The sequence below is a fragment of the Geodermatophilus sp. DSM 44513 genome, assembly GCF_032460525.1.
Taxonomy (GTDB): domain Bacteria; phylum Actinomycetota; class Actinomycetes; order Mycobacteriales; family Geodermatophilaceae; genus Geodermatophilus.
Window position 1 is genome coordinate 3,529,197 of record NZ_CP135963.1, and the last position, 24,531, is coordinate 3,553,727.

General features: G+C 77.3%; 20 protein-coding genes. 6 read left to right on the top strand and 14 right to left on the bottom strand.

Going from position 1 to position 24,531, the window contains the following annotated elements:
* Positions 1-32: 32 nt before the first annotated feature.
* The 5 genes from RTG05_RS17120 to RTG05_RS17140 form a co-directional block, all read right to left on the bottom strand.
* Positions 33-1,376 (bottom strand): M16 family metallopeptidase, encoded by a 1,344-nt coding sequence (locus tag RTG05_RS17120; protein ID WP_166526121.1) that lies wholly within the window; start codon positions 1,374-1,376, stop codon positions 33-35.
* Positions 1,373-2,683, bottom strand: a complete 1,311-nt coding sequence (locus RTG05_RS17125; protein WP_166526122.1) for a M16 family metallopeptidase — start codon at positions 2,681-2,683, stop codon at positions 1,373-1,375. Before RTG05_RS17125 ends, RTG05_RS17120 begins: the two co-directional genes overlap by 4 nt.
* A 178-nt stretch (positions 2,684-2,861) precedes the next feature.
* Positions 2,862-3,713, bottom strand: a complete 852-nt coding sequence (locus RTG05_RS17130; RefSeq protein ID WP_166526123.1) for a DUF2510 domain-containing protein — start codon at positions 3,711-3,713, stop codon at positions 2,862-2,864.
* A gap of 9 nt (positions 3,714-3,722) precedes the next feature.
* A complete protein-coding gene (locus RTG05_RS17135) occupies positions 3,723-5,339 on the bottom strand; it encodes a serine/threonine-protein kinase (RefSeq protein WP_315911986.1) in 1,617 nt (538 codons plus the stop codon).
* Positions 5,336-6,754, bottom strand: coding sequence for a M20/M25/M40 family metallo-hydrolase (locus RTG05_RS17140; protein WP_166526125.1), 1,419 nt, complete (start codon positions 6,752-6,754; stop codon positions 5,336-5,338). The genes RTG05_RS17135 and RTG05_RS17140 overlap by 4 nt, the downstream gene beginning before the upstream one ends.
* A 25-nt stretch (positions 6,755-6,779) precedes the next feature.
* Between RTG05_RS17140 and RTG05_RS17145 the strand changes: the two genes are divergently transcribed.
* Entirely contained in the window at positions 6,780-7,616 is an 837-nt protein-coding gene (locus tag RTG05_RS17145; RefSeq protein WP_208104626.1) for an alpha/beta fold hydrolase, read from the top strand.
* Here RTG05_RS17145 and RTG05_RS17150 read toward each other — a convergent pair.
* From RTG05_RS17150 to moeZ, 5 genes are all read right to left on the bottom strand, one after another.
* Positions 7,613-10,996: an ATP-dependent helicase gene (locus RTG05_RS17150; RefSeq protein ID WP_166526126.1), complete on the bottom strand. Its 3,384-nt coding sequence runs from the start codon at positions 10,994-10,996 to the stop codon at positions 7,613-7,615. The genes RTG05_RS17145 and RTG05_RS17150 overlap by 4 nt on opposite strands.
* A 36-nt stretch (positions 10,997-11,032) precedes the next feature.
* Positions 11,033-14,218: an ATP-dependent helicase gene (locus tag RTG05_RS17155; protein WP_208104627.1), complete on the bottom strand. Its 3,186-nt coding sequence runs from the start codon at positions 14,216-14,218 to the stop codon at positions 11,033-11,035.
* Positions 14,219-14,267: 49 nt separating this feature from the next.
* A complete protein-coding gene (locus tag RTG05_RS17160) occupies positions 14,268-14,555 on the bottom strand; it encodes an MGMT family protein (protein WP_166526127.1) in 288 nt (95 codons plus the stop codon).
* 1 nt (position 14,556) lies between these two features.
* Positions 14,557-15,141: a TIGR03086 family metal-binding protein gene (locus RTG05_RS17165; RefSeq protein WP_166526128.1), complete on the bottom strand. Its 585-nt coding sequence runs from the start codon at positions 15,139-15,141 to the stop codon at positions 14,557-14,559.
* 67 nt (positions 15,142-15,208) lie between these two features.
* The gene (gene moeZ, locus RTG05_RS17170) at positions 15,209-16,369 is read right to left on the bottom strand and encodes an adenylyltransferase/sulfurtransferase MoeZ (RefSeq protein WP_166526129.1); all 1,161 of its coding nucleotides are present in this window, start codon (positions 16,367-16,369) and stop codon (positions 15,209-15,211) included.
* 143 nt (positions 16,370-16,512) lie between these two features.
* Here moeZ and RTG05_RS17175 point away from each other — a divergent pair, with 143 nt between their 5' ends.
* Positions 16,513-16,689: a VOC family protein gene (locus RTG05_RS17175; RefSeq protein ID WP_208104628.1), complete on the top strand. Its 177-nt coding sequence runs from the start codon at positions 16,513-16,515 to the stop codon at positions 16,687-16,689.
* Positions 16,680-16,946, top strand: coding sequence for a VOC family protein (locus RTG05_RS17180; protein WP_208104629.1), 267 nt, complete (start codon positions 16,680-16,682; stop codon positions 16,944-16,946). The genes RTG05_RS17175 and RTG05_RS17180 overlap by 10 nt, the downstream gene beginning before the upstream one ends.
* Before the next feature lie 41 nt (positions 16,947-16,987).
* Here the strand turns inward: RTG05_RS17180 and RTG05_RS17185 are convergent, their stop codons facing one another.
* From RTG05_RS17185 to RTG05_RS17195, 3 genes are read right to left on the bottom strand one after another with little or no spacing between them, the layout of a single operon-like run.
* Positions 16,988-18,379, bottom strand: a complete 1,392-nt coding sequence (locus RTG05_RS17185) for a hypothetical protein (protein WP_166526130.1) — start codon at positions 18,377-18,379, stop codon at positions 16,988-16,990.
* Positions 18,376-19,389, bottom strand: coding sequence for a DUF3152 domain-containing protein (locus tag RTG05_RS17190; protein WP_315911987.1), 1,014 nt, complete (start codon positions 19,387-19,389; stop codon positions 18,376-18,378). The genes RTG05_RS17185 and RTG05_RS17190 overlap by 4 nt, the downstream gene beginning before the upstream one ends.
* 4 nt (positions 19,390-19,393) lie before the next feature.
* Positions 19,394-20,512: an alpha/beta fold hydrolase gene (locus RTG05_RS17195; protein ID WP_166526131.1), complete on the bottom strand. Its 1,119-nt coding sequence runs from the start codon at positions 20,510-20,512 to the stop codon at positions 19,394-19,396.
* Positions 20,513-20,574: 62 nt separating this feature from the next.
* Here RTG05_RS17195 and RTG05_RS17200 point away from each other — a divergent pair, with 62 nt between their 5' ends.
* Together RTG05_RS17200 and RTG05_RS17205 are read left to right on the top strand one after the other, a co-directional pair.
* Positions 20,575-21,231, top strand: coding sequence for a TetR/AcrR family transcriptional regulator (locus RTG05_RS17200; protein ID WP_166526132.1), 657 nt, complete (start codon positions 20,575-20,577; stop codon positions 21,229-21,231).
* 149 nt (positions 21,232-21,380) lie between these two features.
* Positions 21,381-21,617: a DUF3107 domain-containing protein gene (locus tag RTG05_RS17205; RefSeq protein ID WP_012950239.1), complete on the top strand. Its 237-nt coding sequence runs from the start codon at positions 21,381-21,383 to the stop codon at positions 21,615-21,617.
* Between the two features lie 211 nt (positions 21,618-21,828).
* On the opposite strand, the gene RTG05_RS17210 is transcribed toward RTG05_RS17205, so the two are convergent.
* Entirely contained in the window at positions 21,829-22,479 is a 651-nt protein-coding gene (locus RTG05_RS17210) for a ferritin-like fold-containing protein (RefSeq protein WP_166526133.1), read from the bottom strand.
* A 441-nt stretch (positions 22,480-22,920) separates the two neighbouring features.
* Here RTG05_RS17210 and RTG05_RS17215 point away from each other — a divergent pair, with 441 nt between their 5' ends.
* Positions 22,921-24,453 carry a DEAD/DEAH box helicase gene (locus RTG05_RS17215; RefSeq protein ID WP_208104630.1) on the top strand — a complete coding sequence of 511 codons (1,533 nt, stop codon included), beginning with the start codon at positions 22,921-22,923 and terminating at the stop codon, positions 24,451-24,453.
* Positions 24,454-24,531 lie beyond the last annotated feature (78 nt).

Below are 24,531 nucleotides of genomic sequence, written 5' to 3' on the forward strand. Positions count from 1 at the left end.
TGCCCCACCCGTGCGTGAGCTCGCGAGCTCGCTCACGTCGCGACGACCTCGACCGGCCCGAACGCGCGCAGGTCGTCGGCGACCCGGTCCGCGTCGCCCACCACGACCGCGGTGAGCCCGGCCGGCTGCAGGAACCGGCGGGCCGCCTCCTGGACCTCCTCGACGGTGACCCGGGCCAGCGCCTGCTGGTGCTCGGCCAGCCACTGCGGGGGCAACCCGGAGCCGGCGAGCGCGGACAGCGTGCTGGCCAGCCCGGCGTGGGTGGCGGTGGACAGCGCCATGCTGCCCAGCACGTAGCGCCGGGCGCCGTCCAGCTCCTCGGCGGTCACCGGGGCGAGGGCCATGCGGCCCAGCTCGTACCAGGTCTCCAGGAACGCCGGCCCGGTGACCTCGGTGGCGACGTCGGCCTCCACGAGGAAGGACGACGCGGCGGCCAGGTGGTCCACCGCACTGCGGGGGCTGTAGCTGTAGCCGCGCCGCTCGCGGATGTTCTCCACCAGCCGGGAGGAGAAGTAACCGCCGTAGACCATGTTGGCCAGCCGGACGGCGGGCAGGTCGGGGTCGGTGCGGGTGGGGGCGGGCCCGCCGAGGCGCAGGTTGGACTGCACCGCACCGGGCCGGTCGACGACCTGCAGCGCGCCCGGCGCCGTGGGCGGCACCGGCGGCGCGGCGACCGCGGCGCCCTCGCCGGTCCACCCGGCCAGCGCGGTGCCGACGGCGTCCACGGCGGCGGCCGGGTCCAGGTCGCCGACCAGGACCAGGGTGCTGCCGGCGGGCAGCACCCGCTCGCGGTGCAGCGTGCGCAGCGGCTTGCCGCGCACCGCGGCGACCGTGTCGACCGCCGGCAGCTGCTCGGCGTAGGGGTGCGCGCCGTAGCGGCGGGCGGCCAACGCGGTGCGGGCGATGATGCCGGGCTGGGAGCGGGCGATGGCGATCCGCTCGGCGACGCGGGCCCGCTCGGCCTCCACCTGGCCGGCCGGGTAGGTGGCGTCGGTGAGCACCTCGGCCAGGACACCGAGGACGGGGGCCAGGCCGTCGGCGAGCAGCGTGGTGGCGAACAGCAGCCGGTCGGGGTCGGTGGAGACCGACAGCTCACCGCCGTGGGCCTGCAGGGCCTCGGCGATGCCGGTGGCGTCGCGCCGGCCGGTGCCCAGCAGGACGGCGCCGGAGAGCACCGCGGCGCGGGCGGTGTGCTGGGCGGCGGCGCGCGCGGTGGGCGCGGCGAAGGGCACCCGCAGCCGCAGCTCCACCAGCGGCACGCCCGGGCGCGGGACGACGACGAGGCGCAGCCCGCTGGGCAGGGTCTGCTCGGTGACGGCCAGCTCCGGCTGGGGCCGGGGCTCGCTCAGCGGCGGGACGAGCACCGGGGCGCTCACCGCCGTCCCCCCGTGGCGCGCAGCTCCAGCACCGCGACGGTGCCGGGGTCCAGGCCCCGGGCGGCGACCTGCACCTGCTCGGGACCCACGGCGGCCAGCCGGGCGGCGAGCTCGCCGGCCAGCTCGGCGCGGCCGTGCACCAGCTCGGCGGTGGCGAAGGCCAGCGTGCGGCCGAGCACCGAGTCGGCCTGGCGCAGCAGCTGGGCCTCGGTGCGGGCCTGCACGCGGGCCAGCTCGTCGGGGCCGACGCCGTCGGCGGCGATCCGGCCGATCTCCTCGTGCACCGCGGCGACCACCCCCTCGACCGGGACCGACGACGGGTGGTGCACCTGGGTGGTGAGCAGCGTGGCGTCGCGGACGTCGAAGGGGTCGCCGAACAGGCCGACGTAGCTGCTCTGCGCGACGGCGAGCTGGTCGTCGTGGACCAGCCGGCGCTCCAGCCGGGAGGCGTCGCCCTCGCTGAGCAGCTCGGCGAGCAGCACCGTGCCCAGGTAGGTGTCCAGGTCGCCGACCGGGTCGGGCACCCGCCAGCCGAGGGCCACGGCCGGTGCGGGGGCCAGCCGGTCCTCGACCACCCCGGAGCGCACGGACTTCGGCGAGGGCTCCCCAGTGGGCGGCGTCGGCGGCACCTCGCGGGCGGGGACGGGGTCGAACCAGCGGCGCACCAGCTGCTCGGCGTCGGCGACGTCCAGGTCGCCGCCCAGGCACAGGACGGCGTTGCCCGGCGCGTAGTAGCGGTGGAAGAAGTCCGCGGCGTCGTCGACGGTCGAGGACTCCAGGTCGACGAAGGAGCCGTAGCCGTCGTGGGTGTTGGCGAAGCTGTCGAAGGCGATCTGCGGCAGCTGCAGCCAGGGGAAGGCCCCGTAGGGCCGGTTGAGCACGTTGACCCGGATCTCCTCCTTCACCACGTCGATCTGGTTGCGGAGGTTCTCCTCGGTGATGGCCGGCGCGGCCATCCGGTCGGCCTCGAGGAACAGGGCCCGCTCGAGGGCCTCGGCGGGCAGGGCCTCGTAGTAGTTCGTGTAGTCCTGGTGGGTCGAGCCGTTGAAGGTGCCGCCGGCGGCCTGGACCAGTCGGGCGTGCTCCATCTTCGGGACGTGCGCCGAGCCCTGGAACATGAGGTGCTCGAAGAGGTGGGCGAAACCGGTGCGGCCCTCGGGCTCGTTGCGCATCCCGACGTCGTAGGAGACGGTCACGGCCACCACCGGGACGCTGCGGTCCGGCGCCAGCACGACGCGCAGCCCGTTGTCGAGTCGGAAGCGCTCCACCGGGTGCCGGAGGGCGAGGTCGGCCCCAGCTGCAGTCACGGACCCGACCCTAACCGCGGCCGGGGACCCCTCGCCGCACGGACCTCGGTGACCGTCAGCCGCCCTGCGGGGCTCGTGCCCGGTGGCGGGCCCGGAGGGTCCCCGCCGGGTGCGAGGCAACGGCTCAATGCCACCGGGGCCGACACCTGGCCGCGGTGCGGTCCGGAGGACCGCAGTGTCAGAGCACGTCGACGCCGTCGATCACCTGGTCGATCACGCCGTACAGCTCGGCGTGGGTGTTGGGCACCGAGACGTAGAGCAGGGCCGGTGCCGGCCGGCCGACGTCGATCAGCAGCAGCGCGGCCCGCTCACCCGTCGCCGCGAAGCCGTCGACCGCCCAGGACAGGTCGACCTCCACCAGGTGGGCCGGGGCGCCGTCCACGGTGCGGGCCTCCTCGCGCCGGACCTCCAGGTCGTTGGGCAGTGGGTAGTAGTTCAGCCGCACGCTGGGCAGGACCTGCGCGAGGGTGGACCGGAGGCTGTCCGGACCGGACCAGCCGAACAGCGGGGCCAACGGCCCGGAGGTGCACTGGGCGATGAACGGCCCGCCGTCGGGCGTGACCTCCTGGGTGACCAGGTACTGACCGGCCACCGAGGTGGTCTCCCCCGGAGGCTCGCGGTCGTACTCCGACCAGCCCTCGCCGAGGTAGGGGTAGGCGATCCCGGCGGCCTCGTCGACGATCCGCACCGTGCCGGGCGGGAAGGCCGGCCCGGCGGGGGCGGGTGGCGCGGCACCGGCCCCGTCGCCGCCGGTGGACGGCCGGCCGACGAGCAGGCCGATGAGCACGACCAGGACCAGCCCGAGGACCGACAGGCCGACCACCCAGGACGTGCGCCCCGACGGCGCGGGGTCCGGGGCGGGCGGCGGCGTCCCGGGGGGCGGACCCTGGGCCGGCACCTGCACCGCGACCCCGGGACCGGCGGGGGTGGTCACGTCCGACCAGCCGGCGCCGTCCCACCAGCGCGCCGTCCCCGGCGTCCCGTCCGGGTCGGGGTACCAGCCCGCCGGCGCGGTCGACTGCCCACTCACGGCGCCACCCTAGGTCCGCCGGTCGGCGGTCCGGTCCCACCACGAGACCAGCTCGGGCAGCGCGTCCGCCCCTCCGCCGCGGACCTCGGCGACGGCGAGGGTGCCCAGGTCGTCCCACGTCCAGCGCAGCTGCGCGTCGCCCTCGGCGTCGACCGAGCAGACCAGCCGGCCCACCGGGCCCTGGTCGGAGTCGGTGAGCTGCACCCAGCCCTCCGGGTCCTCGCCGTACCCGCAGTCGTACTCCCGGTCCACGCGCGACAGGTCCTCGCTCTCGATGAACCCGGCGAGGGTGGTGGCGGCACCGTCCCCGGCGTACACGGAGTACGTGGCGGCCGGGGGGCCGCCGGTCGCCCGGTCCTGCTGGGGGCACGCCAGGCGGTGCAGCTCGCCACCGGCGGGCGCGGCGGCCTCGCAGTCGGCCGGGTCCACCCCGTCGGGCAGGCCCACGACGAGCAGCCGCTCGGCCACCCGGGAGGTGTCCACGGCCCCGGGCGCGGCGTCCGCCCCGGCGTCCCGGCCGGTGGTCACGAGGACGACGGCGAGGACCACCGCCACCAGCGTCGCGGCCGCGGCCACCAGCCAGGGCAGCCACCCGCGCCGGCCGGGCGGTGGGGCGGGGGCCCCGGCAGCCGGGCCGACGAGGGTGGGCGTCGCGACGGGCACGGGCTCCTGCCGGGTGGCCGAGCGGCCGCCGGCCGCGGCGAGCGGTCCGACGGCGGTGGCGCCGTCCGTGGCCGGCAACGGCACCCCGCTGCCGGTCAGCGCGGACCGGGCGGCGGCGGCCAGGTCACCGGCGCGTTGCCACCGCAGGTCGGGGTCCTTGGCCAGCCCGCGCAGGACGACGTCGTCCAGGGCGGGCGGCAGCCCCGGGCGCAGGGAGGACGGGGTGGGCGGCCGGTCGTGCAGGTGGGCGGCCATCAGTCGCGCCGGGTCGGCCGGGACGAACGGGCGCCGTCCGGTCAGCAGCTCGAACAGCAGGCAGGCCAGCGAGTAGACGTCGGCCCGGGCGTCCGGCGGCGTGGCCCCGAAGCGCTCGGGGGCCATGTACTCGGTGCTGCCGACCGCGGTCCCGACGGCGGTCAGCGCCGGCCCGGGTCCGTCCCGGGCGTCGCGGGCGATGCCGAAGTCGGCCAGGTAGGCGAAGTCCTCGCCGGCGGCCGAGCCGGCGAGGTCGCGCCGGTCGGCGCGGGCCACCAGCAGCACGTTGGACGGCTTGACGTCCCGGTGCACCAGACCGTCGGCGTGCGCGGCGTCCAGCGCGCGGGCCACCTGGCCGACCAGGTCGACGGCGCGGGCGGGGTCCAGCGGGCCGGCCCGCCGCAGCAGCGAGTCCAGGCCCTCCCCCTCCACCAGCCGCATGTCCAGGAACAGCTGGCCGTCGATCTCCCCGTACCGGTGGATCGGGATGACGTGCGGTTCGGTGAGCCGGGCGGCGATGCGGGCCTCGCGCCGGAAGCGGTCGCGGTAGTCCTCGTCCTGGGCCCAGTGCGGGTGCAGCACCTTGAGCGCGACGTCCCGCTCGTGGTCGCCGTCGTGCGCCCGGAGCACCTGGCCCATGCCGCCGGAGCCCAGCACCCCGAGGACCAGGTACGGGCCGAAGCGCGCCTCCCCGGGCTGCCCGGTCACCGCGGGCTCGGAGGGACGGTGGCCAGCTCCCGCCACAGGTGCGCGGCGGCCTCCGCCCCGCGGTGCAGCATGGCCAGCAGCACCCGCTCGTTCGGCGAGTGGATGCGGTCGGTGGGCAGCCCGGCGCCGAGGAACACCAGCGGCGCGCCGAGGACGTCGACCAGGTCGGCCTCCGGCCCGCTGCCGCCCTCGCGGGTGGCCAGCACGTCGCCGGGGTCGCGATCGAAGGCCAGCCCGATGGCGGCCAGCAGCGCGCCCATCGCCGGGGAGTCCAGGTCGCTGGCGCACGGGGCGACGCCGCCGGCCGGGACGTGCACGTCGGCCTCGATGCCCGCGGGCGTGTTCGCCTCGACCCAGGCGCGCACCATCGGCCCGACGTCCTCCGGCCGCTGGTCGGCGACCAGCCGGAAGGTGATCTTGGCGTGCGCCTCGGCCGGGACGATCGTCTTGTGACCCGGGCCGGTGTAGCCGCCCCACAGGCCGTTGACCTCGGCGGTGGGCCGGGCGCCGATCCGCTCCAGGGTGCTGAAACCGGCCTCGCCGGTGGCCACCCGGGAGGCGGCCGGGCCGGCCAGCCAGGCGGCCTCGTCGAAGGGCACCCGGGCCATCAGCTCCCGCTCGCGGTCGCTGAGCGGGCGCACCCGGTCGTAGAAGCCGGGCAGGGTCACCCGACCGTCGGCGTCGTGCAGGCCCGCGAGCAGGGTGGCCATGGCGTGCAGCGGGTTGGGGACGCCGCCGCCGAAGGAGCCGGAGTGCAGGTCGACGGCGGGCCCGCGCAGGGTGATCTCCGCGTCGGCCAGCCCGCGCATGGCGACCACGGCGCTGGGCACGTCGGGGGCGGCCATCCCGGTGTCGCTGACCACCACGACGTCGCAGGCCAGCCGGTCGGCCCGCTCCCGCAGCAGCGCGGCGAAGTGCGGTGAGCCGGACTCCTCCTCCCCCTCGACCAGCAGCTTCACGGTGACGGCGGGGGTGTCGCGGCCGGTGGCGGCCAGGTGCGCGCGCATGCCGAGCAGGTGCATCGCGACGTTGCCCTTGTCGTCGATGGCGCCGCGGGCGTGCAGCTCCGGCCCGTCCGGGCCCTCGACGCGGGTCGGCTCGAACGGCGGGTGCTCCCACAGCTCCAGCGGGTCGACCGGCTGGACGTCGTGGTGGCCGTAGACCAGCGCCACCGGCGCGCCGTCGTCCGCCGACGGCCACTCGGCGTAGACCGCCGGCGCCCCGGCGGTCTCCCACACCTCCACGACCGGGAAGCCGGTGCGGCGCAGGGCGTCGGCCAACCACTGCGCGCTGGCGGCGACGTCGGGCGCGTGCGCGGGGTCGGCGGAGATCGACGGGATGCGCAACCAGGCGTCGAGGTCGGCGTGCAGGTCGTCGAGGTGGGCGGTGACGAAGGCGCGTTCCGGGCTGCTCACGGCTGCCGACGGTAGCGTCGCGGGCGTGTCCGGAGAGCTGCTGCGGGTCGACGTCGGCGACCTCACCTTCGACGTGCGCGCCGACGGGCCGGAGGACGGCCGGCCGGTGGTGCTGCTGCACGGCTTCCCGCAGTCGTCGGCGTGCTGGGCGGCGGTGACCCCGCGGCTGGCCGAGGCGGGGCTGCGCACCTACGCCGTCGACCAGCTGGGTTACTCCCCCGGCGCCCGGCCGCTGGACGTCGACGCCTACGCGCTGGCCAACCTGGCGCAGGTCACCGCGGACCTCATGACGGCCCTGGACGCGCCGGTCGCCGACGTCGTCGGCCACGACTGGGGCGCCAACGTGGCCTGGGCGCTGGCCGCCTGGCACGAGGACCGGGTGCGCTCGCTGACCGCCGTCTCCGTCCCGCACCCGACGGCGTTCACCACCGCCTGGCGCTCGGACCCCGAGCAGCAGGAGCGCTCGGCCTACATCCGGCTGTTCTGGCAGGCCGGGAAGGCCGAGGAGGTGCTGCTGGCCGACGACGCCCGGCGGCTGCGGCGGATGTTCGCCGACGCCGTCCCGGCCGAGGCCGTGGACGAGTACGTGGCGCTGCTGTCGGCCCCGGGCGCGCTGACCGCGGCGCTCAACTGGTACCGGGCGATGAGCTCGGGCACCCCGGTCGAGGACGTGACCGTGCCGACCACCTACGTCTGGAGCGACGGCGACGTGGCCATCGGGCGGATCGCGGCCGAGGGGTGCGCGGAGTACGTGGCCGGCGACTACCGGTTCGTCGAGCTGGCCGGGGTCTCGCACTGGGTGCCCGAGGAGGCGCCGGACGCACTCGCCGTGGCGGTCCTGGACCGGGTCGCCTCGACCTAGCGGAGCAGCTCCTCGTCGTCCGGCTCGGGCGGCAGGTCGTCGTCGGCCGCCTGCCCGACCAGTGCGAGCAGGCCGGCCTCGTCGAGCAGGTCGACGGGGCGCACGGTGACGCCGGCGGCGACGTGGTGGAACCCGGCGCTGACCCGCTGCACCGGCACGCCGGCCAGCCGCGACCAGCCCAGCCGGTAGGCGGCCAACTGCACCGCGGCGGCGGCGAGCTCGGCACCCGACGGGGGTGGGCCGGTCTTCCAGTCGACGACCTCGAACCCGCCGTCCCCGTCGCCGAACACCGCGTCGATGCGCCCGCGCAGGGTCAGCGGGCCCAGCGGCGTCTCGAAGGGGACCTCCACCTCGACCGGCTGCCGGTCGGCCCAGGGGCCGGCGAGGAAGGCCTCCTGCAGCGCGGCCAGCGCGCCGTCGGGGGCGGCCGACGCGTCGCCGGAGCCGGGCAGCTCGTCGAGGTCGAGCAGCCGGGACGCGCCGAACCGCTCCTCCAGCCAGGCGTGGAAGGCGGTGCCGCGGCGGGCCAGCGGCGCGGGCGCGGCGGGCATCGGCCGGCGCAGCCGCCGGGCCAGTTCCGCGGGGTCGCGGCGCAGGGTGACCAGCTCGGACACCGACAGGTGCGACGGCAGCGGCACGTCGACCGTCGGGCGGGCGGAGCGCCGCCGCTCGCGCAGCAGCAGGTCCGCGTCGCGCACCCACTGCGCCACCTCCGGGTCGCCGGTGCCCAGCGCGGTCCCGGTGTCGAGCGGGTGCGGCGCGGCGCCGGCCACCAGCTCGGCGGCGGCGGTGAGCGCGCGGCGGCGCGGCGCGGACAGCGGGTCGGCCGGCCAGACGCCGACCGGCCACTCCTCCAGCGCGGGGTTGGGGGCGCCGTCCTCGGGCCGCTCGGCCCAGGAGACGACGACGCCGGCGCCGGACGTGCAGGCCCGGCGGACGGTGTCGAGCAGCACCGAGGGGCCGTTGGGCCTGACGCCCTCGCGCCACCAGCTGCCCGAGCAGACCAGCAGGTGCCGGGCGCGGGTGACCGCCACGTACCCCAGCCGGATCTCCTCGGCCTGGCCGAAGGCCTTCCACTCCTCGACGTAGTCCTCGAGCGCGGCGCGCACCGCGGCCTGGTCCCCGGAGCCGGGCACCGGCAGGCGCAGCTGCGGCAGCTCCGCGCGGTCGGTGGTGCGCAGGTCGACCGGGACGGCGCCCGGGTCCTTGATCCAGGAGTCGGCGGTGCCGGTGCGGGCCGGGAACTGGTCGGCGGTCATGCCCGGCACCGCGACCACGTCCCACTCCAGGCCCTTGGCGGAGTGACCGGTGAGCAGCTGGACGGACTCCGGGTCGACGGCGACCTCGCCGGGCTCCAGGCCGCGCTCGCGCTCCTCGGCGTCCTTGAGGTAGCCGAGGAAGGCCGGCAGCGAGGGCAGCTCGGCCAGCTCGGTGAACTCCGCGGCCACGGCGTGCAGCGCGTCGAGGTGCGCCCGCGCGGCGCCGGGGCTCACGCCGGGCGCGCTGGCCAGCTCCGTCTCCAGGCCCAGGGTGCGGGCGACGGCGTCGACCAGGTCGGGCAACGACTCGCCCAGCCGGCCGCGCAGGTGCGCCAGTTCGGCGCCCAGCCGGCGCAGCCGCCGGTGTGCGGCGGGCGAGTAGGCCGACGGGTCACCGAGGTCGTCGAGGGCCTCGACGATGCTGCCGCGCTCGGTCGGCCGGGGCGGGTCGTCGGCTCCCTCGCCGTCACCCGCGCGGGCCGGCCGGCGGGAGTGCACGAGCGCGCGGGCGCGGGCCTCCAGCGCGGCCAGGTCGCGCGGGCCGATCCGCCAGCGGGCGCCGGTGAGCAGCCGGCCCAGCGCGTCGCCGGCGGTCGGGTCGACCAGCACGGTGAGCGTGGCGACGACGTCGGAGACCTCGGGCACCTCCAGCAGCCCGCCCAGGCCGACGACGGTGACCGGCAGCCCGCGGGCGCGCAGCGCGGCGGCGATCCCGGGCAGCTGCCGGCGGGTGCGCACCAGCACCGCGGTGGTGGGCGGGCGGCCGTCGGCGCGCCGCGGCACCGCCGGGTCCGCGCCGCGCCAGCAGGCGGCCAGCCGGTCGGCCAGCGCCTCGGTCTCCTCGGCCACGGTCGCGTACAGCCCGGCGCTGACCAGCCCACGACCGGCCGCGGGTGCCGGCGCCAGGTCGGGCAGCGGCACGTCGGGTGCGGGCAGCAGCCCGGCGACGGCGTTGGCGACGTCGAGCACCGCGCCGTCGTTGCGCCAGCTGGTGGCCAGGGTGAGCCGCTGCGCAGCCCGGCCGCGGACGCCGGGGAAGGTGCGGGCGAAGCGCTCGATGGTGCCGGCGGAGGCACCGCGCCAGCCGTAGATGGACTGCCGCGGGTCGCCGACGGCGAGGACCGGGTGGCCGCTGGCGCCCCCGAACAGCGCCTCGAGCATCCGCAGCTGGCCGACGCTGGTGTCCTGGTACTCGTCGAGCAGCACGACCGGCCAGCGGGCGCGCTCCCGGCGGCCGACCTCCGGAGCGCTCACGGCGACCCGCGCGGCCAGGGCCACCTGGTCGGAGTGGTCGATGGCACCGGCGGCCCGCTTGCGCGCCTGGAAGGCCTCCACCAGCGGCAGCAGCGCCACGCGGGCCCGCTGGCGGGCGAGCACCTCCAGCACCGGCGCGTACGGCCCGCGCTTGCCCCGGGCGTCGGGGTAGCCGGCGATCCGCTGCTGCAGCTGCGCGGTCCACGCCCGCAGCCGGTCGGCCGACACGTCGTGCTCGCCCAACTCCCCGGCCAGCGCCAGCACGTCCTCGACGGTGGTCAGCGGGGTGAGCGGGACGTCGTCCATGTCGCCGGTCCAGCGGGAGACCACCGCGGCCGCCTGCCCCCAGCACATCGCCGGGCCGAGCACGCCGGCACCGGGTTCGACGCCGATGCGCAGCCCGTGCTCGCCGACCAGCGACGCGGCGTAGCCGTGGTAGGTCGACACCGTCGGCAGGGCGACGGCCAGCCGCTCGCGGAGCGCCGGGTCGGTCTGCGGGTGCCGGGACAGCGCGCCCAGCCGGATCCGGATCCGCTCGCCGAGCTCGCTGGCCGCCTTGCGGGTGAAGGTCAGCCCGAGGACGGCGTCCGGCGCCACCAGCCCGTTGGCCACCAGCCAGCACACGCGGGCGGCCATCGTCTCGGTCTTGCCCGACCCGGCCCCGGCCACGACCACCAGCGGCCGGTCGGCCGGCGCCGACACCACCCGCGCCTGCTCCGCCGACGGTGCGTACGCCAGCCCGCAGCGCTCGGCGACCTCGGCCGGGGTGAGCAGCCGCCGCGGCTGCACCGGCGGGGGTGCCGCCCCGAAGAGGGCGTCGTCGAGGGCGAGCTGCTGCTCGACCGGCGCGGGCGTCCGGCGGCTCATGCTGCCCCCCGCCGGCTCACGGTGCCCCCCGCCGGTTCACGAGGTCACCTGCCGGCCGCGCTCGTGCATCGGGCAGGTGCGCCGGGCCGGGCACCGCGAGCAGTGGCTGCCGGTGCGCACCTCGAACGTGCCGGCACCCATGCCGTCGCCCACCTGCGCGACCAGCTCGCCGGCCCAGGTCCCGTCGACGGGGACGTCGGCGGGCAGCGGGTCCTGCGCCTGCTCCTTGGCCCTGGCCCCGGTGCCGACCTGCAGCAGGGACGCCCCGCCCGGCGTGTCGCCGTGCTCGGCGAAGGCGCCGGCGGCGACGGCCACCTGGTAGGCGGCGAGCTGCCCGTGGGTGTCGATGCCCTGGGCCTGCGTGCGCCCGGTCTTGAGGTCGACGACGACCAGCCGGCCCTCGCCGTCGCGTTCGAGCCGGTCGACCTGGCCGCGGATGCGCGCCCGGCCCACGGTGACGTCGAAGTCGGCCTCGGCGGCGAGGAGTTCCCGGCCGTTGCCGGCGTGCCAGCGCAGGAACCGGTCGAGCATGTCGCGGGCGGCGGCGCGCTGCCGCTGGTCGGCCCAGCCGGGGCCCAGGTCGAGCGAGTCCAGCTCCACGGCCAGCGCCGCCGGCGCGTCGGCGGCGGGCAGCCCGTCGGCGACCTGCTGGGCGACGGCGTGCACCGCCGAGCCGACCGTGCGGGTGGCGTCCGGGGAGGCCTCGGCGCCGACCGCGCCGAGCACCCAGCGCAGCGGGCAGCGCTGGAAGGTCTCGATCGCCGACGGGCGCACCCGCACCGGCTCGCCGTCGGGCACCAGCGGTGCGTCGTCGGACAGCGGGGCCAGCCCCCACCAGTCGGCCGGGGAGGCGCCGGGCACGCCCTCGTCGGCCAGCCGGCGCAGCACGGCGGCGGCGGCCGAGCGGCGGCGCGGCTCGGTCTGCGGGTCGCTGACCGCCCGCCGCAGGTCGGCGACCAGCGCGGGCAGGGTCAGGGAGCGCGGCAGCGGGGTGAGCGGGCGGCCGTCGTCGGGTGGGGCCACGACCAGGTCCAGGAACCGCGAGGCGGTGGCGCCGGCGTCCGGGCCGTCGAGGGCGCCCTGCACGGCGGTGACCACCAGCCGGCTGCGGGCCCGGGTGCAGGCGACGTAGAACAGCCGCCGCTCCTCGGCCAGCACCTGCGTGCGCCGGTCGACCACCGCGCCGTCGATGCCGGCGACCCGCTCGACGAGCAGCTCGGTGCCCAGCAGGGTGCCGCGGTCGCGCAGGTCGGGCCAGACCCCCTCCTGGACGCCGGCCACGCAGACGACGTCCCACTCCAGGCCCTTGGCCGCGTGCGCGGTGAGCAGCCGGACGGCGTCGGCCGTCGACTGCCGGCCGGCGCCGGTGACACCGGGCAGCTCCTGGACCGAGAGGTGCTCGACGAAGGCGCCGACGGTGGCCGAGGGCAGCCGGTCGACGAAGCCGGCCGCGGCGTCGAACAGCGCGACGACGGCGTCGAGGTCGCGGTCGGCGACCGCGCCGGCCGCACCGCCCGCGGCGCTGGCCCGGGCCCACCGGCCGGCCAGGCCGCTGCGCTGCCACATCGCCCACAGCACGTCCTCGGCCGAGCCGTCGCGGGCCAGCGCCACCCGCCCGGCGGCCAGCACCCCGGCCACCTTCCGCGCGGAGCGGGCGACGGCCTCCGGCAGCTCCTCGAGCAGCGCCTCGTCCTCCAGCGCGGTGGCCAGCGGCGCGCCCCGCTCGTCGGCGTCGACGCCGCGCCGGGCCTGCGCGACGCGCACCGCCCGGCGCAGCCGGCGCAGGTCGAGCACGGTGGCCCCGCCCAGCGGGGAACCCAGCAGCGCCTCGGCGCCCGGCTCGTCGAGGGTGAGCGTGCCGGGCTCGGCACCCGGCCGCGGGAGCAGCGCGGTGAGCGCGGCGAGCAACGGCGCGACGGCGGGCTGGGCGGCCAGGGGGAGGTCGTCGGCGCTGACCTCCACCGGCACCCCGGCCGAGGTGAGCGCCCGGCGCAGCGGCCCGATGGCCAGTGCGGTGCGCACCACGACGGCCATCCCCGACCAGGGGACGCCGTCGAGCAGGTGCGCCCGGCGCAGGGTGTCGGCGACGTGGGCGGCCTCCACGGCGGCCGACCCGAAGACGTGCACCTCCGCCGCGCCCGCCTCGGCGCCCTCGACGGCGGCCAGCCGGCGGTGCTCCCACGGCCCGGGCAGCGCCTCGGCGACGCGGCGGCTGACGGCGAGCAGCGCCGGGCCCGAACGGCGGCACACCCCCAGCGACAGCCGCGGCGCGGGGCGGCCCTGCGCGGTGCGGAACGCGTCGGGGAACTCGACGATGCCGCGCGGTTCCGCGCCGCGGAAGGCGTAGATGGCCTGGTCGGGGTCACCGACGACGACCAGGTCGCCACCGCCGCCGGCGAGCAGTTGCAGCAGCTCGACCTGCGCGGGGTCGGTGTCCTGGTACTCGTCGACGAACAGCCAGCGGGCCCGCTCGCGCTCGGCGCGCAGCAGCGCCGGGTCGTCCTGCAGCTCGGCGATCGCGGCGCGGACCAGCTCGGCGGGGTCGTAGCCCGACGCGTCGCCGCCGCCGGCGGTGGCGAAGGCGGTCACCGCCTCGTACTGCTCCTGGAAGGCCGACGCGTGCAGCCACGCCTCGGTGCCGGTCTCCCGGCCCCACCGGGCCAGCGTGCCGGGGTCGACGCCGCGCTCGGTGGCCCGCAGCAGCAGCTCGCGCAGCTCGCCGCGGAACCCGGCGGTGGACAGCGCCGGCAGCAGCGACTGCGGCCAGCGCACCCCGCCCTCCCCGGCCAGGTCGCCGCGCAGCAGCTCGGCGACCACGGCGTCCTGCTCGGCGGCGGTGAGCAGCCGCGGCGGCGCCTCGCCGCGCAGCAGCGCCGCCCGGCGCAGCACCCCGTAGGCGTAGGAGTGGAAGGTGCGCGCCAGCGGCTCGCGGATGGTGCGCGCCACCCGGGCGGTGACCCGGTCGCGCAGCTCGGCGGCGGCCCGGCGGCTGAAGGTCAGGACGAGGACCTGCTCGGGGTCCACGCCGCGGTCGATGCGCGCGGCGACCGCCTCCACGATCGTCGTGGTCTTGCCCGTGCCCGGCCCGGCGAGGACCAGCAGCGGCCCGCCGGGGTGGTCGACCACGGCCTGCTGGGTCGGGTCCAGCGTGGGCCGCCGCACCGGCGCGACCACCGGCTGCACGAGCCGGTGGACCGGCGTCTCCTCCCCCCGCGCTGCCACGTCCCGATGACACCACGGGGTACCGACACCGCCGGGACGGCGGGGCCGGTCACGGCCAGCCGACGGCGGCGAGGTCGACCCGCCCGCCGCGCACCGGCACGCCCTCGGCCGCCAGCCGGCCCAGCTGCTCGACCCGCACCGGCTCCGCGCAGCTGCCGTCGGCGCGCACCACCCGGTACCAGGGCACCGCCGCCCCGCCCTGCGACAGGGCGCGGGCCACCCGCCGCGGGCCGACGCCCACCAGCCGGCCGATCGCGCCGTAGGTGCTCACCCGGCCGGCCGGGATGCGCTCGACCGCGTCGAACACCGCCTCGTCGACGTCGGCGGGGTCGGTCACCTCAGGGGCGGCGGCCGAAGCGGGCGAGCAGCCGGTCCTGCGGCGAGGCGCCGTCGGGCACCGGGACCGGCGGCCCGAACAGGCCGGGGACGCCCCCGTCGGGCAGCCGCGCGGCCAGGCCCCCGGCGGCGCGGACCAGCGCCGGGTCGAGCACCTCGTCGCCGCCGGTGGCGCGGGCGAGGTCCCAGGAGTGCACCGTGAGGTCGGCGGTCATCTCCTCGACGTACTCAGCCGCCGGCGTCGGGCCGCGGGACAGGTGCACCGTCCCGGAGGCGAGGTCGGCGGCGGCCACGGCGGCCAGCGCCTCGTCGGCCGCGCCCTCCCAGGAGGTCAGCGGGTCGGGGGCCAGCAGCGCGTCGGTGCCCTCGGGCACCTGCGCGGCGACGACGTCCAGCGGGTCACCGGCCAGCAGGCCCGGCGCCCAGTGCGCCTCGCCGACGAGGTGGGCGACGAGGTCGGCGACGGTCCAGCCGGGCAGCGCCGGGAGCTCCCACTGGCCCGGTTCGACGGCGTCCACCCGGTCGGTGAAGGCGGCCTGGGCGCGCTGGAACAGCTCGAGCAGCTCGGAGGGGGCGACGTCGGCCATGGCACCCAGTACACAGCGCGAGGGCCCGGTCCGTCCCGTTCGGGAGCGGACCGGGCCCTCGCGGCCCTCAGTACGTCGGGAGGGTCTTGTCGATGCGGGTGGCCCAGGCGGTCACGCCACCCTGTACGTGCACGGCGTCCCGGAAGCCGGCGTTCTTGACCGCGGCCAGTGCCTCCGCGGAGCGGACGCCGGTCTTGCAGTGCAGCACGATCGGCTTGTCCTGCGGCAGCTGCGCCAGTGCCCGGCCGGAGAGGATCTCGTCCTTGGGCAGCAGCCTCGCGCCGGGGATGGAGACGATCTCGTACTCGTTGGGCTCCCGGACGTCGATGAGCTCGAAGTCCTTGCCGGCGTCCATCATGTCCTTGAGCTCGTCGACGGTGATCGTCGCGCCGGCGGCGGCCTCCTGGGCCTCGGTGGACACGACCCCGCAGAAGGTCTCGTAGTCGATGAGCCCGGTGATCGGCTCGGCCTCCGGGTCCTTGCGCACCCGGATGGTGCGGAAGGTCATCTCCAGGGCGTCGTAGACCATCAGCCGGCCGAGCAGCGTCTCGCCGATGCCGGTGATCAGCTTGACCGCCTCGGTGGCCTGGATGGCGCCGACGGTGGCGCACAGCACGCCGAGCACGCCGCCCTCGGCGCACGAGGGGACCATGCCGGGCGGCGGCGGCACCGGGTAGAGGTCGCGGTAGTTGGGCCCGTGCTCGTCCCAGAAGACCGACACCTGGCCGTCGAAGCGGTAGATCGAGCCCCACACGTAGGGCTTGCCCAGCAGCACGCAGGCGTCGTTGACCAGGTAGCGGGTGGCGAAGTTGTCGGTGCCGTCGACGATCAGGTCGTAGTCGGCGAACACCTCCATGACGTTGTCGCTGTCCAGCCTGGTCTCGTGCAGCCGGACGTCGATCAGCGGGTTGATCTCCTTGATGGAGTCCCGCGCACTCTGCGCCTTGGACCGGCCGACGTCGGAGGCGCCGTGGATGATCTGGCGCTGCAGGTTGGACTCGTCGACGGTGTCGAACTCGACGATGCCGAGGGTGCCCACGCCGGCCGCGGCCAGGTACATCAGCACCGGCGAGCCGAGGCCGCCGGCGCCGACGGCGAGCACCTTGGCGTTCTTCAGCCGCTTCTGACCCTCCATCCCGACGTCGGGGATGATCAGGTGCCGGCTGTAGCGGCGGACCTCCTCGATGGACAGGTCGGCGGCGGGCTCCACCAGGGGTGGCAGGGACACGGGTGCGCTCCTCGGTGCTCGACAGCGGCCGCGTGGGCCGTCGTTCGTGGGCTGAACACCGGGCCACGCCGGACTCTTCCCACCCGCCGGCGCGCACCTCCTCGCGCTGCGGGCCGCCGGGCGGGCCCCTACCGTCGCGCGCCATGACGACCGCGCCGCAGATCGGGCCCCCGCACCACGTCCGGCTGACCGTGACCGACGTGGCGCGCTCCCGCGCCTTCTACACCGGGGTCCTGGGCTTCGACGTCGCGCTGGAGGCCCGCCGGACGACGACCCGGACGGGCTGGTCGCGGACACCCTGCAGGGCGGCGTGGTGCTGACGATCAACGGCGTGATGGTGGGGCTGCGGCCGGTCGACGCCGCCCGCGCCGGTGACCGCTTCGACCCCCGGCGGGTCGGCCTGGACCACCTGAGCTTCTCCGTGGGCGACCGCGCCGACCTCGACGCCGCCGTCACCCGCTACGACGAGCACGGCGTCGAGCACGGCCCGGTGCGCGAGGTGCCCGCCATGGGCATGGCCTTCCTGGCCGCCTTCGACCCCGACGGCAACGCCATCGAGCTCACCGCGCCGCTCTGACCCACCCCCGGGACGCGGCGCCGGCGACGCGCTCGACTCCCTCAGCGGGACCGGGCGGCCATCACCACGAAGTCGCCGTGCGTGCCGTAGCCGAGCACGTCCTCGTGCCACGCCGTCCCGTCGAAGGTCAGCAGCCACCACGGGGCCCGCCGTCCGGTCCCGGCCCGGACCACGACGGGGTGCGGGATGTTGGTCCCGTAGGGCGCCGACAGGTGCCCGAGCCGGCGCAGCCGCAGGTCGTAGACGGGGTGGCGCCGCGCGTCGCCGTCGCTGGCGAACACGTACCACCGTCCCTCGACCGGCTGCAGCAGGCTGCCCTCGGTCTGCTCCAGCACGGTGTCCGCGGCGACCAGCCGCAGACCCCGCGTCCAGTCCGGCCCGGTGGTGACGGCGAGCGCCGGGTGGAAGGTGTAGCGGGGGCTGAAGGCGACGCACTCGGTGAACGCCAGGTACCAGCGCCGCCCGACCCGCGCCAGGGACGGGTCCCAGGCGCTCGCGGTGGTGGGCAGGTCCAGCCGCTCGGTGGGCAGCACGTGCACGCCGCGGAGCAGGTCCGCCGTCGTGGTCGTGTGCCGCACGTGCACGCCGCGAGCCGGGTCGTGGTCGCCCCACGAGGAGACGAGCACCGTCGTCCTGCCCGTCGACCGGTCGACCAGCAGCTGCCCGGCGTGGTCACCGAGCAGCAGGCCGTCGCGCGCGGAGAAGACCGCGCCGACCTGCTCGAGGCGGGAGGGGTCCGCGAGGTCCAGCGCCCACACGCTCCAGTGCGCCTGCTGGAAGAAGCCGAGCCCGGCGCTGGTCATCGTGAGGTGCAGCCGCCCGTCCTCGACCAGCGGGCTGCCGTCGGGCCGGCGCACCACCTGGGGGTCGCGCACCCCCGCGGGGCCGCAGACCCCGGCGCGGACCCGGCGCACCCGGCCGCCCCAGGCGTACCGCAGGCCGGCCAGGACGGCGGGCTCGCGGAGGTCGAGCGCGGCCGCGACCGGGGCCCGCGCGGTGAGCAGCGGCCGCAGCTCGCCGCCGGCCGTCGCGGCGAGCACGGTCACCCGGTCCGCCTGGACGACGACGGCCAGCTGGCTGGGCCGCTCCCCCGGTGCCCGCGCCGTCCCGGCCACCGTGACGCCCGCGGGGCCGGTCACCTCGATCCGCACCTCCCCGCGCGCCGGGTCCCAGCGGCCGAGCACGGACCCGGTGCTCCCGGACAGCCCGGCGGCCAGGCCCGGACCCACGCCGTCGGACCCCAGGTCCAGCAGCACCGCGCAGAAGGGGGCGACCGGGCCGGTGCCCAGCCGGCGCACCTCGCCGTCCGCCGGAGCCCGCGGGTCGGTCTCGTCGTGCGCGACGAACGGCGAGAGCACCGACCGGGGGCGGTGCCGGTGGACCTCCTCGAAGTCCAGCCGCAGCGGCCCGGGCGCACCGCGCCACCAGGTCACGGGTGGGGCCAGGCGTTCTTCGTGCAGCCCTCCAGCCCGAGGGTCTGCTGCTGCATGACCGGTGCGGGCTGCCCGGGGCCCGGGCAGACCTGGTGGCCGTTGCCCAGGGCGTGGCCGACCTCGTGGTTGACGACGTACTGCCGGTAGGTGGGGATGTCGCCCTGGTAGTCCGGGACGGCGGTCGCCCACCGGGCCAGGTTGATGACGGCGCGCTCGCCGTACCGGCAGGAGGTGTAGCCGCCGGTGCCCACGCCCGGGCAGTACCGCTCCATGCTGCCGGGGCTGATCAGCGTCACCCGGAACGCGTAGTCGCCGGCCTCGGCCTGCGCCCGCCCGACCCGCTGGAAGGACGCCCGCCCGCCGTTGCCCCACGAGCGAGGGTCACCGAGGGTCTCCTCGACCGCGGCGGCGAACGCGGTCCCGTCCACCTCGATGCCGTCCTCGACCTCGACGACGAAGCGCTGCAGCGGCCCGGTGCCGTACACCGGCGAGGTCCCGTCGACGACGGTCACGGTGCCGGCGCCCTGCTGGACGAAGCCGGGGGCGCCCGCGGCAGCCTCCGGCGCCCCGGACGGCGCGGCGTCCACCTCGGCCCGCACCCCGGGCGGGGCCGGCGGCTCGGCCACCGGCTCGACCTCCGGCTGGAGTTCCGGGGTGGGCGCGGCGGCGGCGACCGACGGCGGCGAGGCGGTGGCCGGGCCGCGGGTGCCCGTGCCGGAGACCACCAGGTCCACGAGCGTCGCCACGGTCGCCAGCGCGAGCAGCGGGATCGCGTAGGCCCGCCACCCCCACCGCTGCAGCAGCCGGCGGGACCGTCCGGGCGGTCGCCGGCGGGCGGTGACGACGACGCGGGTGCGCGGGCCGGCCGGGCCGCGGCCGGGGTCCGCGGGACGGCGTCCGCCCGGCTGCTCGGGGGTGCCCGTCCGGGTCACCACCGGGCTGGTGTCGGGGAAGCGCGGTCGCGTGCGCCCGTCCGGCCCGCGGCCGGAGGAGGCGTCCGCGGGACTCACCCGGTCAGGTTCTCACGGCACCCCGGCCACGCCGCAGACCGCGCCGGGACGGCGTGTGGGTCGGTCCGGGGTCCGCGGCCGGTGCGCCGTCCGCGGGCGACCCGGCGGCGTCCTCGGCCAGCGCGAGCACCGCCCGGGCCACCGGCTCGGCGGCCTCCAGCATGGCCACGTGCCCCACCCCGGGCAGGACCAGCAGGCGCGCGTCGGGGACGGCGGCGGCCAGCCGGGGCGCCAGCGCCGGGTCGACCAGCCGGTCGCGGTCGCCCCAGACCACCAGCGTCGGCGTCCGCAGCGACCGGGCCAGCCGCCAGGCGCTGCCCGGGCCGACGCGCAGGTAGGAGGTGATCAGCCCGCGGGTGCTGCGGACCAGCGCCCGCGTCGCCCACGGCTGCCCGGCGCGCTCGCGGGCCTCCTCCAGGGCCTGGTCCAGCCGCTCCCGCGGCACCCGGCGCGGGTCCCCGAAGCAGGCCTGCACCATGCCGCGGACCTGCTGCTCGGGCGTCCCGCCGGACAGCCGACGCTCGGCCAGCGCCGGGATGCCCGGCAGCAGGAGCAGCAGCAGCGTGCGGCTGAGGGCGCGCGGCACGCGGCGGACCGGCATGGCCGGGGAGACCAGCGTGAGGGTGGCCACCAGGTCCGGCCGGCGTGCGGCGACGGCCAGCGACGCCAGGCCGCCGAGGGAGTTGCCGAGCAGGTGCACCGGCCTCCCGGCGGCCGCCCCGGGCTCGGCGGCGACCCGCTCCAGGACGTCGACGACCGCCCGCACGTGCCCGCCCACCGAGTAGGCCGAGCGCGCCGGCGGTCGCGAGCGCCCGAAGCCGGGGAGGTCCAGGGCCCAGCCGTCGAACCGGACGGCGAGCAGCGCGGCGAGGTCGGTCCAGTTGGTCGAGGCGCCGCCGAGACCGTGCACGTACAGCGCGCGCTCCCGCGGCGCCCCGGGAGCGGCGCCGTCCACGGGCCCGGTCCACGGCGTGCGGCGGACGAACACCGATCCGCCGCGGACGGGGACCTGCTCCCCCGGCCAGGGCGGGAGGACGGGGCCGGCAGGTGGCAGCGGGGTGGCCGACGACCGGGCGCGGCGGGGCGGGGCCGCGGGGACGAGGCGGTCGGGACCCTTCGGCACCGGTGCGACGGTAGGCCGACGCGGACGGCGTCGCACGGCCGGTCGGTAACATCCCCGCCGCCATGCAGCTACCCCGATCCGCGCCCGCGCCCGTCCGCCGCTCCTCCCGCCTGCCGCGGGACGCCCGCCGGGCCCAGCTGCTGCAGGCCGCGCAGGAGGTGTTCGTCGCCCAGGGCTACCACGCCGCGGCGATGGACGAGATCGCCGACCGGGCCGGGGTCAGCAAGCCGGTGCTGTACCAGCACTTCCCGGGCAAGCGGGAGCTGTACCTGGCGCTGCTGGAGGAGCAGGTCACGCTGCTCACCGACCGGGTGCGCGAGGCGATGGAGGGCACCGACGACAACCGCACCCGGGTCAACGGGGCCGTCGGCGCCTACTTCGACTTCATCAACGCCGAGGGCGCGGCGTTCCGGCTGGTCTTCGAGTCCGACCTGCGCAACGACGACGCCGTCCGGGAGCTCGCCGACCGCGGGCACCGGGCGTGCGTCGAGGCGATCGGTGAGGTCATCGCCGCCGACACCGGGCTGGACCGGGAGCGGGCGCTGTTGCTGGCCTCGGGGATGACCGGCCTGTCGGAGACCAGCGCCCGCTGGTGGCTGCCGCGCAAGGGCACCGTGTCCCGGGACGAGGCGGTGTCGCTGCTGACGTCGCTGGCCTGGCGGGGCATCTCCCGCTTCCCCCGCCGGGACAGCGGCGGGGAGGGCACGCCGCGCTGCTGAAGGCCCCCCTGCCCCCCACCGCTCGCGAGCTCGCGGCGGGACCCTGCAGCGGGGCCGCGTTCGCTGACGGCGCACCGGCACCGCAGGTCGGCGGCTCGGCGGCTGCACTAGCGTGGGGACCAGCCGCACGCTCTGAGGAGGCATCCCCCGTGGAAGTCAAGATCGGTGTCCAACACTCCCCCCGGGAGCTGGTCATCGACAGCCCCAAGACCCCCGACGAGATCGCTGCCGAGGTGGCCAAGGCCATGTCCGGTGCGACCAAGGACGGCCTGCTGACCCTGGTCGACGACCGCGGCCGCCGGGTGCTCGTCCCGGTCGACCGGATCGCCTACGTGGAGATCGCGCAGGCCGACCAGCGCCGGGTGGGCTTCATCGCCGGCGCCTAGCACCACCCGCACGTCCCGACGGGGCGCCTCCGCTGCGGCGGAGGCGCCCCGCGGTGTCTCACAGGCACTCCGGTGAGCCGCCACGCGAGGGTCGGTCCGCGGCGCGGGGGTCGGAGGCCCCCCGGCGCGGAGCGACGGTGGGGCTCAGCACACCAGGGGGACGGCACCTGGCCGCGGTGTCGTCCGGTAGGACGACGATGTGCACAGCCCTTCACGGGTTCAGGCCGAGGGTCTTCATCCGCTCGGTGTGCGCGCTGGTGATCCGCTCCACCAGCCGCCCGATGCCGGTCAGGTCGCCGGTGCCCTCGACGATGAGCTCGGCGAGCTGGTCGCGCTCGGCGACCACCGCCTGGGCCTGCCGCATCGCCTCGCCCACCAGCCGCCGTCCCCACAGCGCCAGCCGGCCGGACAGCGTGCGGTCCGTGGCGAGGGCCGCGCGCACCTCCCGGACGGCGAAGTCGGCGTGCCCGGTGTCGGCGAGGACGTCGAGGATCAGGCCGCGGTCGGGGTCGGGCAGGAAGCCGGCGACCTCGCGGTAGAAGTCCGAGGCCAGGCCGTCGCCGACGTAGGCCTTGACCAGCCCCTCCAGCCAGGTGCGCGGCCGGGTGCTGTCGTGGAAGGCGTCGAGTGCCGGGACGAACGGCGTCATCGCCGCGGTGGGGTCGGCGCCGAGCTCGGTGAGGCGGGCGGTCAGCCGGCCGTGGTGGTCGATCTCCGCGGCGGCCATCCGCGCCAGGGCGGCCCGGCCGGCGAGCGTCGGCGCCAGGCGGGCGTCCTCGGCGAGCCGGTCGAAGGCGGTCAGCTCGGCGTAGGACAGCACACCGAGCAGGTCGACGACGGCTCGCTGGGCGACACCGTCCACTGGCAGCTCCCGGGGGTCGGTGGGACGTGCGGTGACTGCCCCGGAGGGGTGGCCGCAGCGGCCTGGACAGTGCGGCGCAGGGAGGCTAACCGGTGCGCGCGTTATGGTGGGAATCGGCAGGCCCCCGGGCCCGCTGGTACATCTGTGCGCTGACGACCGCCGGAGACGACGCCCCGAGGGTGCTCTCCCAGGCCGACACCGAGGTGCGGCCCGGTCCCTGCTGGTCCCGTCGGCGCTGGAACTGATCCCGCGACACCCGACCGGGACCGGTGCGACAGCAGCGCGATCGCGCTCCGGAGCCGGTCCCCGAGCAGACCAGAGGCGAGAGCACTGACCTCCACCGAGAACCCCCCGACCACCCCCGAGCTGGACCACGCCGAGACCGGCGCGCCGGACCCCGAGCAGCTGGAACAGGCCGCGCCCGAGCTCGGCGGCGCACCCGTGGCCCCCGACGCCCCGCTGTTCAGCGACTTCGACGTGCACCCCGACGTCGTCGCGGCGCTGGCCGACGCCGGGATCACCCGCACCTTCGCCATCCAGGAGCTCACCCTGCCCCTGGCGCTGGCCGGCAACGACCTCATCGGCCAGGCGCGCACCGGCACCGGCAAGACGCTGGGCTTCGGCGTCCCGCTGCTGCAGCGCGTCGTCCCGCCGGCCGAGGGCGGCGACGGCGTCCCGCAGGCGCTGGTCGTCGTCCCCACCCGCGAGCTGTGCGTGCAGGTGGCCCGTGACCTGTCCGCCGCGGCCGCCCGGCGCGGCATCCGCGTGCAGGCCATCTACGGCGGCCGGGCCTTCGAGCCGCAGGTCGCCGCGCTGCAGGCCGGCGTCGAGGTCGTCGTCGGCACCCCGGGCCGGCTGCTGGACCTCGCCCAGCAGGGCCAGCTGGTCCTGGGCAAGGTGCGCGTGCTGGTCCTCGACGAGGCCGACGAGATGCTCGACCTGGGCTTCCTGCCCGACATCGAGCGGATCCTGGCGATGGTCCCGGACAAGCGGCAGACCATGCTGTTCTCCGCGACGATGCCCGGCCCGATCGTGACGCTGTCCCGGTCGTTCATGACCCAGCCCACGCACATCCGGGCGCACGGCAACGACGAGGGCTCGACGGTCCCGCAGACCACCCAGTTCGTCTACCGGGCGCACAACCTGGACAAGCCCGAGCTGCTGTCCCGCGTGCTGCAGTCCCGCGACCGCGGTCTGGTCATGGTGTTCTGCCGGACCAAGCGCACCGCGCAGAAGGTCGCCGACGAGCTGGTCGACCGCGGGTTCGCCGCGGCCGCCGTGCACGGCGACCTCGGCCAGGGCGCCCGCGAGCAGGCGCTGCGGGCCTTCCGCAGCGGCAAGGTCGACGTGCTGGTGGCCACCGACGTCGCCGCGCGCGGCATCGACGTCACCGGGGTCAGCCACGTCGTGAACTACCAGTGCCCCGAGGACGAGAAGACCTACCTGCACCGGATCGGCCGCACCGGCCGGGCCGGCAGCGAGGGCGTGGCCGTCACGCTGGTGGACTGGGACGACATCCCCCGCTGGCAGCTGATCAACAAGGCGCTGGAGCTGGACTTCACCGACCCGCCGGAGACCTACTCCACCTCGCCGTGGGTCTACACCGACCTGGACGTGCCCGAGGGCGCGACCGGCCGGCTGCCGCGCTCGCAGCGGACCCGCGAGGGCCTGGAGGCCGAGACCGTCGAGGACCTCGGCGAGACCGGCAGGCGCAACCGCTCCAGCGGCGGTGCCGGCGCCAGTCGCGGCCCCGCCCGCGAGGAGCACGACAAGCCCGCCGGCGCGCCCAAGAGCCGCCCGCGCCGCCGCACCCGCGGTGGCGGTGGTGGCGGCGGTGGCGCCGAGGTGGCCACCGCGGACGTCCCGGCGGAGGCCTCGTCCGGGGACGGCGAGGCCGACGGCGGGTCGCCGGCCCGCAAGCGCCGCCGTCGCCGCCGCGGCGGTTCCGGCCGGGGCCCGGCCGAGTCGACCTGACCCCTGCGCATGACGAAGGACCCGCCTCCCCCCCGGGAAGGACCCCGTCCCCCTCACCCCTCGCAAGCTCGGGGCGAG